Origin of the sequence: Paenibacillus sp. y28 (genome assembly GCF_037137075.1) — a bacterium.
Lineage (GTDB): Bacteria > Bacillota > Bacilli > Paenibacillales > NBRC-103111 > JBBBNV01.
Genome location: NZ_JBBBNV010000014.1, coordinates 94,935 through 112,002 on the forward strand (window position 1 = coordinate 94,935; position 17,068 = coordinate 112,002).

Below are 17,068 nucleotides of genomic sequence, written 5' to 3' on the forward strand. Positions count from 1 at the left end.
GCTTTAAGCATCTCCCGCAGGAACATGCTTAAAGCCTGGTCGTCCGGTGAACCACGTTGATTACGATGGAAAGAGGTTTCCCTCATGCCAGTCCTGCTTCACCGCTCTTCAATTGTGTTACGGCTGCTGCTCAGGCGATGCTTGGCTCTGCTTGGCCTTCAGCCAGCGCGGCGCTCCTTTGTTTTTCCGATCCCGCTCCCGTTCGGCCTTTGTTTTTTGCTTCGGCTTCGCCTCCGCCTTTGCAGTCTTGGCCGCTGTGCGGGGATCACGGGCGGAAACAGCCGCTTTGCCCTCTGCCGCCAACAGCTCTGCGCCAGCGCCAGGACGGGATTGGCCGCCTCCGGCAGACAAGGCGTTCTTCCCGGCACGGTTCGAAACGGACGGCAGCGCCCCAGCCTGAGCTTCCTTGCCGCGGCTTGCTCCCGCCTCTCCAGCAGGCTTAGCCGTAGTCCGTTTCGTTTCGGCCGCAGATTGCGGAGCCGGCTTCGGGCTGTAACGCTTCGCTTCAGCCGAAAGCTCTGCCCCCGGCTTGGAGCCGGACCGTCTGCCTTCGGTCACCGATTGTGCCGCTGGCTTTGCCGGCTTGCCCACGGGCTTCCGGCCCCGTTTTTCCTGTACATCCACCAGCTTGCCGTAGGCCAGCGCCTTTTCAGTAAAACGCGTGCCGAGCTGTTTCGCAAATTTCTCTACAATAAACCGTTCGCGCTCGGTAATAATCGAGATGACAACACCGGATCGTCCCATACGTCCGGTACGTCCTGCACGGTGTACATAATGCTCGCTGTCAATCGCCGGGTCAATCTGGAACACATAGCTCAGTTCCGGGATATCAATGCCGCGAGCGGCCACATCGGTAGCCAGCAGCAGCTGGAAGGAGCCGCGGCGGAACCCGCTCATGACCCGGGCCCGCTCCTGCTTGCCCGCATCGCCGTAGATAGCTTCAATGGACAGGCCCGCATATTTCAGCTTGGCCATCAATTCCCCGACATCCTCGGTCTGGTTTGTAAACACAAGCGCTTTTTTCGGATTCAAGTTCCTTACCAGCCTGCGCAGCGTTTCAATTTTGTCCCGCTCCTCGCACACAATGAAGACATGCTCCAGCGTCGGGGCGGTTTTGTGCTCCGGATGAACAATAATTTCCTGCGGGTCCTTCATCCAGCGGGAAGCCGTAGTCCGGATAGCGTCCGTTAAGGTAGCCGAGAAAAACATCAGCTGCCGGTCACGCAGCGCGCTGCGGATAATTTGCTCGATCTGGTTTTGCGCCCCGAGATCGAACACCTGATCCACCTCGTCCACCACCAGGGTGCGTACAGCCTGCATTTTGAGCTTCCGCAGCTTGAGCAGCTCTACCAGACGTCCGGGCGTGCCGACAACGACCTGAGGCCGAAGCTTCAGCTTGTCCACCTGGCGGGACAGTGAGGCTCCGCCGATTAGCGGCAGCGCGCGGATGCCCAGCGCCGGGCCATATTCATCCAGCTCCAGCCTGATTTGCATCGCCAGCTCCTGCGTTGGAGCTACCACGACCGCCTGAACGTCGCCCGACGACGGATTAATCCGCTGCAGCAGCGGCAGTAAATAGGCTAATGTTTTCCCCGTTCCGGTCTGCGATTGAACCAGCGCATCCTTCCCCTCCAGTAGAACCGGAATAGCCTGCGCTTGCACGGGAGATGGCGTGATAATGCCTTTTTCCTTCAATTTGGCCGCCAGCGGCGCCGGAATCGATAATGCTTCAAACAACTCGTTCATGAAAATCCTCTCTTCGTTCAATGTCCTGTTTCTATCCTGATGCAAGCGCATTTGCGCACCGCACCGAATGTTATCTACGTCCGGCAAGCTGCTTCTTGAACTGGTAGTAAAGCGTGCAGCCGAGGCAATAACCGAGCAGCGCCGCAAGAGAAGCGAGTCCCAGTACAGCAGCCAGCACATAGCCTGCGAGCGACCAGCCAAGCAGCAGGCAGGCGACCGACAAGCACAGCAGCATGACGGAAATGGCCGTATTAAACTTCAGCAGCTCGGGATGCTGTGTTTCTCCTCCCTGCTTGACTCTGCTTCCGAACAGCAGCCGGCCGATCCATAAGAATAGACTGGCTTTGGACCCGAAGGTCAGCGCCAAGGCCTGCACAAGCCACAAAATCACGATCAGAAGCGGCTTCTGAAACACGATACCCGCCAAAACAAAAGCGGTGATCAGCACTTGTCCCGTTTTGACATACTCGATCGGCACTTCCCGCACTGCTTGGCCCCCGTTTGCATTGTTCCGCACAGCCATAAGCCAGCCCTCCCCTTAGACAGCCTTTTTCTTTCCTCTTATTGTGACAAACTACCTGCAAAAACACAATAATGGCGACCGGAATTTTTACGTCCGCTGTGTTCAGGTTCCGTGCGCCTTCATCCAGGCGGCCATCATGGCCAGTGTTTCTTCTTCATAGGCGGGCAAAAACACATGGCCGCGCCCTTCATATACAGCCATCGTATATTGCTTCCCGGCTGATTCCAGGGCCGCCCCAAGCCGGTACGCATGCTCAACGCCGACATTGTCGTCCGCTGTCCCGTGTATGACCAGCACCGGCGTCCGCACGTCCTGCGCCCAGCATACCGGGGAACGGGCGGCATAAGCCTCCGCCGCCTTGTCCGGATGGCCGACGACCCGCTTCAGCATGCGCCGCAGTTCAACCCGCTCCTCATAGGTCAGCCTCAAATCGCTTACTCCGCCCCAAACCGCACAGCTGGCGATGCCGCTGCACCGGGCTGCGGCAGCCAGCGCCATCATCGCGCCCCGCGAGAATCCGAGCACATGCACCGACTTCCCGCGCACCTCCGGCAAGCCGAGCAGCAGCGTCACCGCATGAAACACATCATACCGGTCCTCTCCGCCAAACTCGTCGCGGCCTTCACCGCCCTCATTGCCCCGGTAAAACGGCGCAAACACCGTAAATCCGCGCTTGGCAATGCGGACCATTTTATCCGGCTGAACCATCCCTACGCGGCCAATGCCGCCCCGGCAATAAAGCAATCCCGGATGAGGCCCTTCGCCGGGCACGGCCAGCAGACCCTTCACGCGAAGCCCCTGGCTGCCGTAAGTTATGCTGTACAGCGCCACACCTGACGCAGCGGCCTCCTCCGTATCGTCAAGCCGGTAACGGGTCAGCACCTGCCCGTCCTGAACGGACGCCGCCGTCTTCTTCGTCATCTTTTTTCCCTCCTGCACTTACCGCTTCTTCCTATCTTGCTCGGAATCGTCACCGTACAGCCGCCCCCGGCATAATCTGCTCACAAATCGCCGCCGATGCGCCGTTCCTTGCCTCCTCTCCGCTTTGACACCGCTCCGCCCCTGCGGTATGCTGATTCAAAGCCAACAAATCCCATAAGTGAAAGGAACATTTGCATGACTCCTGAATTTGATAAAGATTTTGATGCGCTGGTCGAGAAATTCGCCGAGCTGCTTACCGGAGACACCTCCCCCCAAACGATCGACATGGTCGTCAAGTGGTCCATATACAATCATATCCATAAAACGATGCCTGCTTTAACCGGACACTGGGGCCAGCACCATCCTGAGTCCAAAAAGGAAGTCCGCCAGCTGTTCCAGAGCGTTATCGCGCTTCACAACGAACACCGGGCCAAACAGGACGGCGAAGCAGAGCCTGCCGCAACGGGATCACAGACAGACGCAGGGAAACAGGCTGGAGAAGCGAGCCCGCAATAACCAAAAAAAGAACCTCATCCTCTGTCTGGCAGCGGGAGATGAGGTTCTTGCGCTTCACCGGGATGCCCTATGCTGTTCAGACGCTTGAGGCAGCCTCCGGGCTTCAAGTGCTTATTTCTTATTCATTACGCCGCCCATCAGCTTCTCGAACAGCCCCGGAAACAGATGGAACAGCTTGGCTCCAAGATTAGCCCAGTACGGCAAAGTCACATCCATACGACGATGCATCACGGTCGACACAATCGCATCCGCCACCTGCTGCGGCGTCAGCATATATTTAGCCACCTTTTGCACGTAGCTCCCGTCCGGATCGGCTTTATCAAAAAAAGGCGTGGCGACCGGTCCCGGATTTACCGCAGAGACAAGCACGCCGCGCTCCCGCAGCTCCGGCCTCAAGCTGTTGGTCAAGCCCAGCACGGCATGCTTGGACGCGGCATAGGCCGATGACTTGACATTTCCGATTTTGCCCACCACGGAAGCGATGTTTACGATGTGTCCCTTTCCCCGGCCCAGCATATGAGGCAGAACCGCTTTAATGCAACGGACTGTTCCGAAATAATTTACATCCATCATCGCTTCAAAATGATCGATTGGCGCTTTTTCGAAATACTCGAACCAGGCAAAGCCCGCTCCGTTAATCAGAACATCAATACGCCCGTACCGGCCTATGACCTGCTGCATCGCTTCCTCCACCTGGTCGCGATCGGCCACATTGACGGGAACAATTGCATGATCGCCGGCAATGCGTGCCGCCACTTGGCGCAGCTTCTGCTCCGAACGGGCCATAAGGACAACAATTGCCCCACGCTCCGCAAACCGGACGGCCGCTTCAGCCCCTATTCCGCTGGATGCTCCGGTAATGACGACAACCAATCCTTTAATAGTAATCAATCTCGTACCCTCCGAACACCATGAAATGATCGATTTATTCCAAAAAAAAAGGACGCCGCCCAAGTCAGCCTCCACATTGCTTGCTTCTATCATCTTACGTAATTAGCACCTGAATGTCCAGTTCCCCAATGTGGTCCATCGTCAGCGGAATCGTGAGCGCCTTCTTGGGCGTAAAGCCCGCAAGCGCAGCGGATTCCGTCAGCTTCGGAGGCGTGATATCGACACGCAAGCCCTGATTGAACAAAATGGTGCTTGCGTTCCCGCTAATCATATTCCCCAGCTCCGAAATAGCGCTCTTCGTCATCTCGTCTACTTCTGTAATTGCGTACCCGCCCATCATGGCAGATACGAGCTTCAGTGCAACCGACTCATCCAGTCCGAATACGATATCCCCGTTCATTTGCCCGGTGACGCCGATCTGAATCCAGATATACTTCTCCACAAACTTGACATCCTTAATGCCAAGCTGTCCGGCGGAAGGCTTTACACTAGCCACCTGCTCAATAACTGTTTTTGCCGACTCTAAGAAAGGGTTAATATATTCGGCTTTCATGACCTCAGTCCTCTCTTCGACAAAATTCGCTCGTCTCGTTATTTGTCTATATTATACCCCTTTCGCTCTATTCCGTATATTAAATTTTTCACATTTTGACGAAAACTACGTAGTCCAAAAGGTCTATTTTTTCAGGACTACGAGAGCTGCAGCTCCGCCGGTACGCTGCTGATCCCAATTTGCTGCTGCGCAGTGCAACTCGTCACCTGCCTGAGCGCATTTACCTGCCGCAAGCGGGGGCGGCCGACCGCCATGCAGTACAGCATCGCGCGGTTCGGCAACCCGCCGCCTGACGGCGGACACGGACCGTTAACCGGCCTCCGCTTCCCGCGAGCCCTTCTCCAGATTCACCTTGGTCAGCATCGTAATGCCGACCACAAAAAACAGCAACAGCGATAAAATCGCGTAACGGCTTGAGCCGGTCATTTGGCCCACCAATCCGAACACCAAGGGGCCAATGATGGACGAAAATTTGCTGGACACGTTCAGCAGCCCGAAAAATTCCGCCGACCGGCTGTCCGGCACGAGCTTGCTGTAAATGGATCTGGCGATGGACTGGCTCCCGCCCTGCACGCAGCCGACCAGGATCGCCAGCAGGTAAAACTGCCAAGACGTCGACATGTAATAACCGATCATTACAATGACGACATATACGCCAAGCGAAATATAAAGCGACGTCTTGGAGCCGAGCCTCCGGGCGATGCCGCCGAATACAAGCGTCAAGGGAATGCCGACAAGCTGGGTAATAATCAGCGCCAAAATCAAATCCTTCGTCTGGATTCCCACCTCGGACCCGTATATCGCCGCCATCGTAATAATGGTGCTGATTCCATCGTTAAAAAACCAGAACGCCACCAAATATTTCAGCAGCTCCGGGTAACGCGGCAAGCTGCGCAGCGTCTGCCAAATCCGCGTGAAGCCGATTCGCGCATATTCCGTTACTTTCGCTCCCGTCTCCCGCTGCGGATCCTTCACATGAATCATAAGCGGCATCGCAAAAATGAACCACCACAGCCCCACGGTAATAAACGCGGCATACGTCCCCGCAAGAGAGCTGGCTAAGCCGAACCAGTCCGGCTTTTGAATCATCAGCATATTGACAATCAGCAGCAGGGCCCCGCCGATATAGCCGGCTGCGTAGCCCTTGGCGGACACCATGTCCCGCTCCTCATAAGGCACCAAATCATTCAGCATAGCATCATAAAACGTGCTTCCGCCGGCAAAAGCGAGCGTCCCCAATATCATCAGCACGGATGCCAGAGCATAATCCCCTTCCCCGACAAAAGCAAAGCCGATGCTGGACAGTGACCCTAGAATCGTAGCGGCAAACAGGATGCGCTTCTTGATTCCGGCATAGTCCGCAACCGCGCCCAGCGCCGGCGCAATGATCAGCACGCACAGCATCGCAACGGAATGGGTATATCCCCAATACACCGAAGGCAGGTTTCCTTCCAAGTTCGCACCGGCCACCTCATTGTAGAAAATCGGCAGCACTGCCGCCAGCATCGTTGTGGCGAAGGCCGAATTAGCCCAGTCATACAGCATCCAGCTGCGCACTGCTTTTTTATTCATTGCGTATCCCCTTTCGGATCACAGCGTGTTTGCACGACGTATCGTCTATTCGCATGTCCAGGTCTCAAGGCTCGCCACCGCTGTATTCGGTTCCATTCCGTCCCTGATGACAGCAATTATAGGTTCGGCGCTTTTCCCGTGTCAATCGGGGCAAGGCGGGTTAAGTTATTTTTAAGATTTCACTTGAGGGTTTGTTAAGAAGTATCCGGTACAATGATCTCAAATTCGTATTATAATTAAAGGATGCATGGACTGAATGACCAGGACGCGGCGGCCCGAACCCAGACAAGAGACAGCCGGACGCGAGGCAATTTGATGAGAGGGGTTCCAAACGAATGGCCCAGGAAACGATACTGCTCGTCGATGACGAGAAAGAAATTCTAGATCTGCTGGAAATTTATTTGAAAAATGAAGGCTATACGATCCTGAAGGCAAACAGCGGACTGGAAGCGCTGGACGTGCTTCAGAAGCAGGAGGTGGATCTCATTATCCTGGACGTTATGATGCCGAAGATGGACGGCATTCAGGCATGTATGAAAATCCGCGAAGAAAAAAACATGCCCATTATCATGCTCTCGGCCAAAACGCAGGACATGGACAAAATACTCGGCCTCAGCACCGGCGCAGACGACTACGTTACCAAGCCGTTCAACCCGCTGGAGCTGGTGGCCCGCGTCAAATCCCAGCTGCGCCGGTACACCCGCCTCAACGTTCCGGTCATGAAGCTGGAGGAAGAGCTTGAAGTCGATGATCTGATTATTAATACGGCGACGCACGAGGTGCATGTGGACGGACGCGAAATAAAGCTGACCCCTAGGGAATTTGCGATTCTGGAGCTGCTCGCCCGCAACCGCGGCATCGTGTTCAGCATTGAGAAAATATATGAAACCGTATGGAATGAGAAGTTCTATGAATCGGACAATACGGTCATGGTCCATATCCGCAAAATCCGGGAGAAGCTGGAGGAAACACCTCGCCAGCCGAAATATATTAAGACGGTCTGGGGGATCGGGTACAAAATTGAAAAATAACCGTTCGCCCTCCGGCCTGTTTGCCGTTCCGGCCAGCTTTGTCCGCGATGTACTCGATTTCATGCGCAATCAAATCGGAGCCAACATCCGGCTGCAGCTTATTTTGACATTTGTTCTTTGCTTCTTTACCGCATCGGTCGTCGGCGTGTTCTCCAGCCCGTTTTTTATGAACTTGAGCCGTCAGCCTGTGATTGAATACATGGACAGCATCGCCGAGATTGATTCCATGGCCCTGTCCATTCTGAACGAGCTGAATAACGGGGAAAGCGCTCATGAGGCCCCGCAGGAGCCCGTCTTATCAGAGGACCAGCGTATCCGTTACAGTTTGGAAGCATATCGCAGCCAGAGCAGCAGCATCAAAATCTTAATCCTCGATTTGGACGGCAAGGTCATGTACAAATCAGACAATGCGACAGAGTCCCAGGTGGATCTGCACACCGTCATCCGGGAAGGCCGCAGCCTGAATACCCCCGGCACATCGCCCGAGGGAAAGGAGTACAGCAGCTTTTACCCGATTACACTGCAGGATGGCAAAAAAGCATACCTTGTCGTGAGCGGCATTCCGAAGCCCCAGATCAGCTACCAATACTCCAACAGTCCATACCCGTATGTGCTCGGACTCATTGTTTTCATTATCTTGTTCTATTCGCTGACGAAGAAGAAAATGGCCTACATCCAGCATCTGGCAGGAGGGCTTATGGAAATATCGAGAGGAAACTTGAATTACCGCGCACGTGAGGTCGGCCGGGATGAGCTCGGCGTACTCGCCACCAACATTAACCATATGGCGGAGCAGCTGCAATTCCAGCTGGAGGAGGAGCGACGTGCGGAGAAAATGAAAAATGAGCTGATTACCGGCGTATCGCACGATTTGCGCACCCCGCTGACCCTCATTATGGGGTATCTGCGCCTCTTGAAGGACAAAAATTACGAATCGCCCGGACAAGCCGACAGCTACATTAATATCGCCTACGGCAAGGCCGAGAAGCTGAAGGTGCTGATTGACGATTTGTTCGAATATACGAAGCTGTCCAGCGGAGGCGTTAGCATGCTGCGGGAACGCGTGTGTCTGAATGAGCTGCTGGAGCAGTTGACCGAGGAGCTTATCACTTACGCCGAGGAGAACCAGCTGTCTGTAAAACGGTCCATGACAATGGAGAAGCTGATGGTCGAGGTGGAGCCGGACCAAATGACCCGTGTGTTTGAAAATCTGCTCTCAAACGCGATCAAATACAGCTACAAGCCGGGGCTTGTCAAACTATTGCTGTACCGGGACGGCGCGGAGGCCAAGGTGTGCATTACGAACCGCGGCAGCGCCATGACGAATGAACAGCTGGATCGGCTGTTCGATCGGTTCTACCGCATCGATCCCGCCCGTTCATCGGAAACCGGCGGTTCCGGCCTCGGTCTGGCCATTGCCAAAAGCATCATTGAATCTCACGACGGCTCCATCTGGGCAGAATCCGACGGAGAGGAAATCCGGTTCTGGGTCAGCCTCAAAATCGCCTCCTAGCGCCGCGGCAGCAGCAGGTTTTATATTTTACTGCAGCAAAAAGCCTGCCGGACCGGCAGGCTAAACTGTTTTAAATATGTACTCCGCCGCTTTCCGGGGCAGCGCCTTGGACTTGCTTCGATGCGCCCGGCTTACCGGCTGCATTCAACTCCATCCGGGCCTTGCCCATCATGAGTATAAACACAAACGATAAGGCTACAAACACAAGCGACCATTGAAAAATGTAGCCGATGGAGTCCGCCAAGGCGCTAATCATGCCCTGCAGCATCTCCTGGGGAATTTGGGTTCGGACCTCGGGCTGAAGCAGCGTCTGCGGATCCTTGAACCGCTCCGTTACGGCCGGGTCCTGAACAACGCCGCTGAGCAGCTGCTGTAGCTGAGAGGCCTGCAGGCTTCCGAACAGCGTGACACCGATGGCCGAGCCAATCGTCCTGAACGACGTAACCATCGAATTCACACTGCCGCGCTGGCGGAATTCCACCTTGTGCTGGGCGGTCAAGGAAATGACCGGGAAGTTAATGCCGATGCCGGCCCCCAGCAGCATCATATAGAGCGTGACGGCCCAGCGGGGGCTGTGCACATCCAGCATACCAAGCAGCACCACCGACACCAGAATCAAGGAAGCCGAAATAAGCAGGACACCGCGGTAAGACATTCGGGCCAGCAGCATGCTGCCCATCGCGCTGCTCAGCGTCACGCACAGCATCATCGGCGTCATAATCGTTCCGGCTTCTGTCGCCGACCCGCCGAATACCCCCTGCACGAACATCGGAATGTACGATGCGCCGGAAATCCCAAGCGCCCCGTAGCTGAAGCAGATGACCATACTGGCGGTAAACAGCGGGTTACGGAACAGAGCGAGCGGGACGACCGGATCGGCAGCCCGGCGTTCAACGGCAAGAAAAACGATAAACAGCGCCGCAAATAAGGCAAATAAGCCGATAATCGGGCCGGATAACCATGCGTACTCCTTGCCGCCCATCTCCAGTGCGAACATCAGGCTCAGAATCATGGCGGTCAATACCAGCGTCCCAGTCCAGTCGATCCGCTGCCGTTTGCGCTCCAGCGTTTCAAAGTAGAAGAAATACAGCAGGACGAAGGCAATGACGCCGAGCGGCAAATTAATATAAAAAATCCAGTTCCAATGTAGATAATCCGTGAAGAATGCGCCCGCTATCGGTCCCAGAACACTGGAAAGTCCGAAGACAGCCCCGAACAGGCCCTGCGTTTTGGCCCGCTTTTCCGGGGGAAAGATATCAAAGATAATGGTGAATGTAATGGGCAGCAGCGCGCCCCCGCCAATCCCTTGAATCGCACGGAAAATAATAAGCTGCAGCATCGTTTCCGCCGTGCCGCAGAGAGCGGAGCCAAGCATGAACACAATAAGCCCGGACAGAAAAAAAAGCTTGCGGCCGTACATATCCGACAGCTTGCCGAAAATCGGCATCGCCGCCACGCTGGCAATCATATAGGCGGAGAACACCCAGATAAACTGCTCCATTCCGCCCATCTCGCCAACGATGGTAGGCATTGCGGTAGCTATAATCGTCTGGTCTAGCGCGGCCAGCAGCAAGCCTAGCATCAGGCCGGCAACCGTCCATTTAATTGAAGTTTTCTTCTGCATTCGTCGTATATCTCCTTCATTTGGGAATACCCCGATGGAACCATTATACCAGAAAGCAGGCGGTACTAACACGGCTCTTTTCTTGCCGTTAGCCCGCCAAAAGCATATAATGGTTAATACGAGAAAAGCTTTTTATAAAATCGTGAGTTTACGATAAATTAATTCTATATGATGGGAGGCTTTCATAGCATGAACATCAGCCAATTGGAAACACTTCAAACGATTTCCAAAACAATGAGCTTCCGTAAAGCCGGAGAGCTGCTCAATTTAACGCAGCCTGCGGTTTCCGCGCAAATCAAAAGCCTGGAGGATGAATTCAAGGCCGTCCTGATTGACCGGAACCAGCCTGTCACCCTTACGGATAGCGGTGTTATTTTTTTGCAGCATGCGGAGAAAATATTACTGATTGTCGAAGAACTGAAGCAGCGGCTTAACGACCTCAACCAGACGCCGCAGGGCCATATTCACCTGGGGACGACCACCTCCATCGCCATGCAGATCCTGCCGCGGGTGCTGTCCTATTTTCAAAACCAGTTTCCGTTAATCAAAATTACGATTCACTCCATGCCCTCCTCGCAAATCATGACAAGCGTGGAAAACGGCAGTGTCGATATCGGCATCGCCTACCTGTTCGAGAAATCGCCCGGGCTGGAAAGCTCCATTTTGTACTATGACACCTTCGAGCTTGTTGTTTCACCTCATCATCCTCTCAGCAAATACAAGCATACGACGGTGGAGTCGCTTCGGGACATTCCGTTCATTATGCTCTCCCCCGACACGGCGATCCGCAGATTCGTCGACCAAATCTTCAACAAACTGGACATTCAGCCATCCATTGTGATGGAATTGTCCAGCAGCGAGGAAGTGAAGCGCATGGTCGAGCTGAACCTTGGCGCGGCGATTATTTCCAAGCTGTCCATCGCCCAGGAGCTCCGGCTTGGCACACTCAAGATGATCCAGGTAAGCGAGCTGGAGAGCAGCCATCCGGTCGGGGTTATTTTCAAATCAGGCAGATACTTGAATTCGGCGATGCACCAGTTCCTCAGCGACCTGAAAGGCATGCCGGAGGCTCAATTCATCGGCTCGGAATAGGAGGCAACTCACAAAAATGAAATTTGACCTGCATACCCACCATACTCGCTGCGGCCATGCGCGGGGCAGCATCCGGGATTATATTGAAGCGGCTCTCAAGGCAGGCTTACAGGTAATCGGCATCTCCGATCATTCCCCTTATTTCGGAAGCGGCAAAGAGCAGCCCTTCCCGCAAATCGCGATGGGCGTCAGCGAATTCCCTCGTTATATTGAAGAAGTGCTCCAGCTCAAGGCGGAATATCAAGGCCGTATTGAAGTGCTGCTCGGTGTAGAATCCGACTTTTTTCCGGAGCACGCCGAGGTATACCGCCGCGTTTATGCCCAATATCCGTTTGATTACGTGATCGGTTCGGTTCACAAATCGGACGGCATCAGCATTTTTAACAAAAACCGGTGGAACAAGCTCAATATGCGGCAAAGGGTGGAGCAGAAAGAACGCTATTACGATTTGATCCAGCAGTCCGCCCGCAGCGGCATGTTTCAAATTCTGGGGCATATCGATGCCATGAAGGGCTACTATCCGGAATTTTCCGCGATTCAGACCAAGGCAGTAGAAGATACCCTCCGGATTATCGGCCAAGAAGGAATGGCCATCGAGATTAACACCTCCGGCAAAACGAAGGATTGCGGCGGATGGTATCCGGCGGATGAAATTCTGGAGCTGGCCCTTCATTACGGCGTTCAGGTCACATTTGGCTCCGATGCCCACGACCCTCACCGGGTCGGCGACGACTGGGATGAGGTGTCCCGGCGGCTGAAGGAAATCGGGTTCCGCGAATGGGTGTACTTTGTACAGAAGGAACGGCGCAGCGTCCCGCTGTAATCATTTGAATGAGCAGCATCCTGAAATCAGACGAAAATACTTTCCAACGCGCGCTTGGGATTCGCTCGCGTTGGAAAGAACATCTCAACCATTTCCCGGGCAATGCTCTTCAATTATCTTCACTTATCTGCTCTACTCTTCACTTCTTCACTTCACTTCTTCACTTCTTCACTTCTTCACTTCTTCACTTCTTCGCTTCGCTCTTCCCTTCTCTTCGCCCTGCTTCTTGCTTTCGGCCCCTGTGAGCAATTTAGAAATTCCAACGATTTCAGGCCTCAAATAAATTACATCTAGCTAGCGGAAAAGCAGCCTGTTCGTGCCATCGATGCGACGTATGGACGAATCAAATTAATAAAACGATCGTCTTGATCGTGAATATACCTGCGAGCTGACGAATTTCGTATCAGTGAGCGCCGGTAAAAGCATATTCCGTGCCGCAAGGCCCTCCGTCCTCATTCACCGCAACGATAACCGCCGAGCCGTCGGCACGGTACAGGGGGTTATAATATTTGGCGATGCGCTCCGTCGATTCATCTGCATAATGACAAATAAACGCCCGCCGGAAACGGTCCTTGGAGCGGTTCGGGAATGACCCGTGGATAACGCTGCCGTTAAAAAACAGCACATCCCCTGCCTCCATATTAACCGGAACCGCAGTATAGCCCGCCGGAACATCGACTTCTTCACGTGTGAAGGAGACCTTCGGATCAGCCGCATGAGGGCATTCCACTTCAAACCGGTTTGTTTTCGGCACTATTACCAGTCCGCCGTTCTCTTCATCCGCCGCATCGACCGCGGTCCAGGCCGCGATACATGTCCCCGGATCCATTTTTAAATAAAACTGGTCTTGATGCAGCGCTTGTCCCTTGGCTCCCGGCGGCTTGAAATAAAACATGCTCTGCGCAGCCAGCGGCTCCTTGCCGAATAAATCCGCAAGCACATTCATTACCTTCGGATGAATCATATATTTCATCGCCAGCTCGTTTACCCGATGCGGATGCATCATCCTGGGATACAGCTTGAGCGCATCCCCTTTGGCCTGCTCCTCCGGTACGGGGTGGAAGCAATTTGGAATCGGGCCGCCGGCATGAAGACGCATGAACTCACCTGCAATTTCCGCCACTTCTTCCCTAAACAATCCTTTTACAACTAAAAATCCATCCTGCTCGAACTGTTGCTTTTGATCTGCTGAGAGAACCCCGCCAATTGTATAATCCGCCATAAAAGTATGACCCCTTCCTGTTCTTGCTTGATTAGAATATGACCTCATTATAAAATCAAACCAGAACAGGAGGAATGAACCTGATGGCTGACGATCATAACAATCCTGCTGATCATTACCATGAATCGGCTTCGCCGCCTCCGGGAATATGGGTAGCCGGCCATTTTATAGAGCAGGATGACTACCTTGTCCGGCGCAGCGGCGGGACCAAGGATTGGCTGATTACATACACGCTTCGCGGCGAAGGGCACTATATGCTCCAGCATGCCCATTATCCGTGCCGGGAAGGAGACGTGGTGCTTTTATCCCCGGGCACACCCCATCTGTACCGTACCCCGCCGGGAGGCTGCTGGGAGTTTATGTGGGCTCATTTTATTCCCGACCCTCGCTGGTCGGCATGGCTTCGTTTGCCAAGCGATTCCAAGGGGATGGACATCCTGCATATCGGCCATGCTTCCAGCCGGGAACGCCTGCGCGGCGCCTTCGAGCGCTTAATCCAGTCCAGCCGGGACAGCAGCCGTTATCATATGCTGCTGTCGCTCAATGCAATGGAGGAAATATTGCTCTATCTCCAGCAGAGCACAGACAACAGCACACAGTCGATCGATCCCCGTGTCGAGGACACGCTGCAATACATTAGCCGCCATCTGAAGGAGCAGCATCGTATCGAGCACTTGGCACGCCGTGTTCTGCTCTCTCCTTCACGGCTGTCCCATTTGTTTAAAGAAGAGACCGGCGAATCGATTGTAGAGACGCTGCTGAACATTCGTTTGCGCCAGGCTGCGCGTCTGCTGGAGCATACCACGATGTCGGTTGCCGAAATTGCGGAGGAGGTGGGCTTCCACAGCCCGTTTTATTTTACCAAGCAATTCAAGCATCGCTTCGGGCTGAACCCGACCTCCTACCGAGGCAGATACAGCCGTTAACCGGTTCCTGTACACATGCGGTCTGTTTATGGATCTTGCTGCATCGTATAATTCGCGGCAATGAGCCGGAAATAAGCGAAAAAAAAAATGACCTGCCGCATCCGGCAGGTCCAAACGTTATATTAAAAAGGGGGTCTTGCTTATTATAATACCCGACCATTGTTATCGGTTCGTAACAGAAATATTTCATTTGTGTAACAAATTTCGCGTTTAGCTTGATTTTTAGAAGGAGCTGCTAATCCGTCATGTGGTTTGTCTTGTCTGTTTCCAGCGCGGTTTTGTTCGGGCTTGCCGGTTTATTTATGAAAGTAAGTCAAGCCAACAAAGGGAATCCTCACTGGCTGCTGTTTGGGTTATATGTTTCAGGCACAGCCGGATTTTGGGTCAACAGCCTATGGGAAGGAACGCTCATTTGGACGAGCGCCCCGCTCTGGACGGCGGGAATTCTGATTGGAATCGGTTCGGCCTGGGGCAACTACGTTTTTATGAAGGCGCTCGAATACGGTCCGGCCAGCCTCACTTCTCCGCTGACGAATATGAACATAGTCCTCATTATATGCATGTCCTTCTTTATATATCATGAACCCATTGCAGGCGCGCAATTGGCGGGCATCGGTGCCCTGCTGCTGGCCGTTGTGCTGATTTCTATCCGCAGCAAGGAAGCTTTGACGATTCGGGACGGCAAGTGGTTTTGGCTTGTTGCCGCCGCCATAATTTTGTTTGCCATCCGCAATGGAGGATTGAAGGTGACTGCCGCATCAGGACTCGCCAATACGCCGATATTGTTTTACGGTTATTTGCTGTCCGCCATCTGGTTTGGGGCAGCTGCCTGGCGCAGCGGCAAAGAAGCTCACGCTTCAGGCTCTATGACCGCTTCGATCCCGGGGCATTTGCCAAGCAAGCCTGCCGGCAGCGCTCAAGCGTCCCCTGCTTCTGCGGACAAGCCAGCTGCCCCTCAACATGCCCGCCGGGCCGGATTCAGCTGGGGACTGCTGGCCGGACTGTTCTCCTACGGGGGCCTGCAGCTGTACTCTCTGGCCCTGCACAGCGGGCCTGCGAATATAGTGGCGCCGATTTTTGCAACCAACGGCCTTGTGATTGCAGCAGGCTCCATTGTGTTGTACCGCGAACGGCTGACCCGTCTGCAGACCGCCGCCATGGCCTGCCTCTTTGTTGGCCTAATCCTGGTGCGTATATAACAAACCGAATCAGCTTACGAGAGATATGAATCCGAGGCTGGGTGGCTGTTCGAGGCTGGGACTAAATCGATTTCCGCACAAAAAACCGCTGGTCGTCGCCCGGAAGGCGTGACCAGCGATTTTGCATAAGCCTTTATATTTTCATTCTATACTGCTGCAGGATTAGAACTGAAGCCATTTTTTGAACAAGTGCTTCGTTGTATCCGCATTGATCGCAGCAATCGACGTCGTAAGCGGAATTCCTTTCGGGCAGGAGCGCACACAGTTCTGCGAGTTACCGCAGCCCTCGATGCCCCCATCCTCCATGAGCGTATCCAGACGCTCTTCCTTGTTCATCTCGCCTGTTGGATGAGCATTAAACAAACGGACTTGCGAGATTGGCGCCGGACCGATAAAGCTGCTGCGGTCGTTTACGTTCGGGCACGCCTCAAGGCAGACGCCGCATGTCATACATTTAGCCAGCTCATAGGCCCATTGACGCTTCGATTCCGCCATCCGCGGTCCCGGTCCGAGGTCGTAGGTACCGTCAATCGGAATCCACGCTTTGACGCGCTTCAGTGAATCGAACATCCGCTCACGGTTAATAACCAGGTCACGCATCACCGGGAAGGTGGACATCGGCGCTACGCGCACCGGCTGCTCCAGCTTGTCGATTAACGCCGAGCACGCTTGACGCGGCTTGCCGTTAATGACCATTGAACAGGCCCCGCATACTTCCTCCAGGCAGTTCGACTCCCAGCAAATCGGTGTCGTTTTTTGCCCGCTTGCATTTTGGGGATTGCGCTGAATTTCCATCAGCGCGCTGATTACGTTCATATTCGGGCGGTAAGGAACTTCGAATTCCTCGGTATACGGAGCAGATTCCGGACTATCCTGACGCGTTACAACGAATTTTACCGTTTTGTTGTCGGCCATG

16 protein-coding genes are annotated in these 17,068 nt (G+C 54.1%); 7 read left to right on the top strand and 9 right to left on the bottom strand.

Translation table 11 applies throughout. The features are described 5' to 3' along the window. Positions 1–117: 117 nt before the first annotated feature. The 3 genes from WBG83_RS13085 to WBG83_RS13095 form a co-directional block, all read right to left on the bottom strand. The gene (locus WBG83_RS13085) at positions 118–1,746 is read right to left on the bottom strand and encodes a DEAD/DEAH box helicase (RefSeq protein WP_336745517.1); all 1,629 of its coding nucleotides are present in this window, start codon (positions 1,744–1,746) and stop codon (positions 118–120) included. Positions 1,747–1,816: 70 nt separating this feature from the next. Then, on the bottom strand, positions 1,817–2,269 hold the full coding sequence (locus tag WBG83_RS13090; protein WP_336745518.1) for a DUF4395 domain-containing protein: 453 nt from the start codon (positions 2,267–2,269) through the stop codon (positions 1,817–1,819). A 102-nt stretch (positions 2,270–2,371) separates the two neighbouring features. After that, complete coding sequence (locus tag WBG83_RS13095; RefSeq protein WP_336745519.1) at positions 2,372–3,190, bottom strand: alpha/beta hydrolase family protein; 819 nt, start codon at positions 3,188–3,190, stop codon at positions 2,372–2,374. A gap of 195 nt (positions 3,191–3,385) precedes the next feature. Here WBG83_RS13095 and WBG83_RS13100 point away from each other — a divergent pair, with 195 nt between their 5' ends. Next, positions 3,386–3,706 (top strand): DUF2573 family protein, encoded by a 321-nt coding sequence (locus WBG83_RS13100; RefSeq protein WP_336745520.1) that lies wholly within the window; start codon positions 3,386–3,388, stop codon positions 3,704–3,706. Between the two features lie 111 nt (positions 3,707–3,817). Here WBG83_RS13100 and WBG83_RS13105 read toward each other — a convergent pair whose 3' ends face one another. The 3 genes from WBG83_RS13105 to WBG83_RS13115 all read right to left on the bottom strand — a co-directional run bounded on the left by WBG83_RS13105 (position 3,818) and on the right by WBG83_RS13115 (position 6,722). Continuing rightward, positions 3,818–4,597, bottom strand: a complete 780-nt coding sequence (locus WBG83_RS13105) for an SDR family NAD(P)-dependent oxidoreductase (protein WP_336745521.1) — start codon at positions 4,595–4,597, stop codon at positions 3,818–3,820. A 94-nt stretch (positions 4,598–4,691) separates the two neighbouring features. Next, positions 4,692–5,150, bottom strand: a complete 459-nt coding sequence (locus WBG83_RS13110) for a chemotaxis protein CheX (RefSeq protein WP_336745523.1) — start codon at positions 5,148–5,150, stop codon at positions 4,692–4,694. 309 nt (positions 5,151–5,459) lie between these two features. Beyond that, positions 5,460–6,722 carry an MFS transporter gene (locus WBG83_RS13115; RefSeq protein WP_336745524.1) on the bottom strand — a complete coding sequence of 421 codons (1,263 nt, stop codon included), beginning with the start codon at positions 6,720–6,722 and terminating at the stop codon, positions 5,460–5,462. Between the two features lie 335 nt (positions 6,723–7,057). Here WBG83_RS13115 and WBG83_RS13120 point away from each other — a divergent pair, with 335 nt between their 5' ends. Together WBG83_RS13120 and WBG83_RS13125 are read left to right on the top strand one after the other, a co-directional pair. Next, positions 7,058–7,753, top strand: a complete 696-nt coding sequence (locus WBG83_RS13120; RefSeq protein WP_336745525.1) for a response regulator transcription factor — start codon at positions 7,058–7,060, stop codon at positions 7,751–7,753. Further along, on the top strand, positions 7,743–9,266 hold the full coding sequence (locus tag WBG83_RS13125) for a sensor histidine kinase (protein ID WP_336745526.1): 1,524 nt from the start codon (positions 7,743–7,745) through the stop codon (positions 9,264–9,266). The genes WBG83_RS13120 and WBG83_RS13125 overlap by 11 nt, the downstream gene beginning before the upstream one ends. A 70-nt stretch (positions 9,267–9,336) precedes the next feature. Here WBG83_RS13125 and WBG83_RS13130 read toward each other — a convergent pair whose 3' ends face one another. Then, a complete protein-coding gene (locus WBG83_RS13130) occupies positions 9,337–10,890 on the bottom strand; it encodes an MDR family MFS transporter (RefSeq protein WP_336745527.1) in 1,554 nt (517 codons plus the stop codon). 189 nt (positions 10,891–11,079) lie between these two features. Between WBG83_RS13130 and WBG83_RS13135 the strand changes: the two genes are divergently transcribed. Both WBG83_RS13135 and WBG83_RS13140 read left to right on the top strand, forming a co-directional pair. After that, the gene (locus WBG83_RS13135; protein ID WP_336745528.1) at positions 11,080–11,982 is read left to right on the top strand and encodes a LysR family transcriptional regulator; all 903 of its coding nucleotides are present in this window, start codon (positions 11,080–11,082) and stop codon (positions 11,980–11,982) included. Positions 11,983–11,998: 16 nt separating this feature from the next. After that, entirely contained in the window at positions 11,999–12,805 is an 807-nt protein-coding gene (locus WBG83_RS13140) for a histidinol-phosphatase (RefSeq protein ID WP_336745529.1), read from the top strand. Between the two features lie 403 nt (positions 12,806–13,208). Here the strand turns inward: WBG83_RS13140 and WBG83_RS13145 are convergent, their stop codons facing one another. Further along, entirely contained in the window at positions 13,209–14,027 is an 819-nt protein-coding gene (locus tag WBG83_RS13145; RefSeq protein WP_336745530.1) for a phytanoyl-CoA dioxygenase family protein, read from the bottom strand. A gap of 83 nt (positions 14,028–14,110) precedes the next feature. On the opposite strand from WBG83_RS13145, the gene araC reads away from it, so the two are divergent. Both araC and WBG83_RS13155 read left to right on the top strand, forming a co-directional pair. Beyond that, entirely contained in the window at positions 14,111–14,953 is an 843-nt protein-coding gene (araC, locus tag WBG83_RS13150; RefSeq protein WP_336745531.1) for an arabinose operon transcriptional regulator AraC, read from the top strand. A gap of 245 nt (positions 14,954–15,198) precedes the next feature. Then, positions 15,199–16,152, top strand: coding sequence for a DMT family transporter (locus tag WBG83_RS13155; RefSeq protein ID WP_336745532.1), 954 nt, complete (start codon positions 15,199–15,201; stop codon positions 16,150–16,152). Between the two features lie 162 nt (positions 16,153–16,314). Here the strand turns inward: WBG83_RS13155 and sdhB are convergent, their stop codons facing one another. Beyond that, positions 16,315–17,067: a succinate dehydrogenase iron-sulfur subunit gene (sdhB, locus tag WBG83_RS13160; RefSeq protein WP_336745533.1), complete on the bottom strand. Its 753-nt coding sequence runs from the start codon at positions 17,065–17,067 to the stop codon at positions 16,315–16,317. Between the last annotated feature and the right edge of the window lies 1 nt (position 17,068).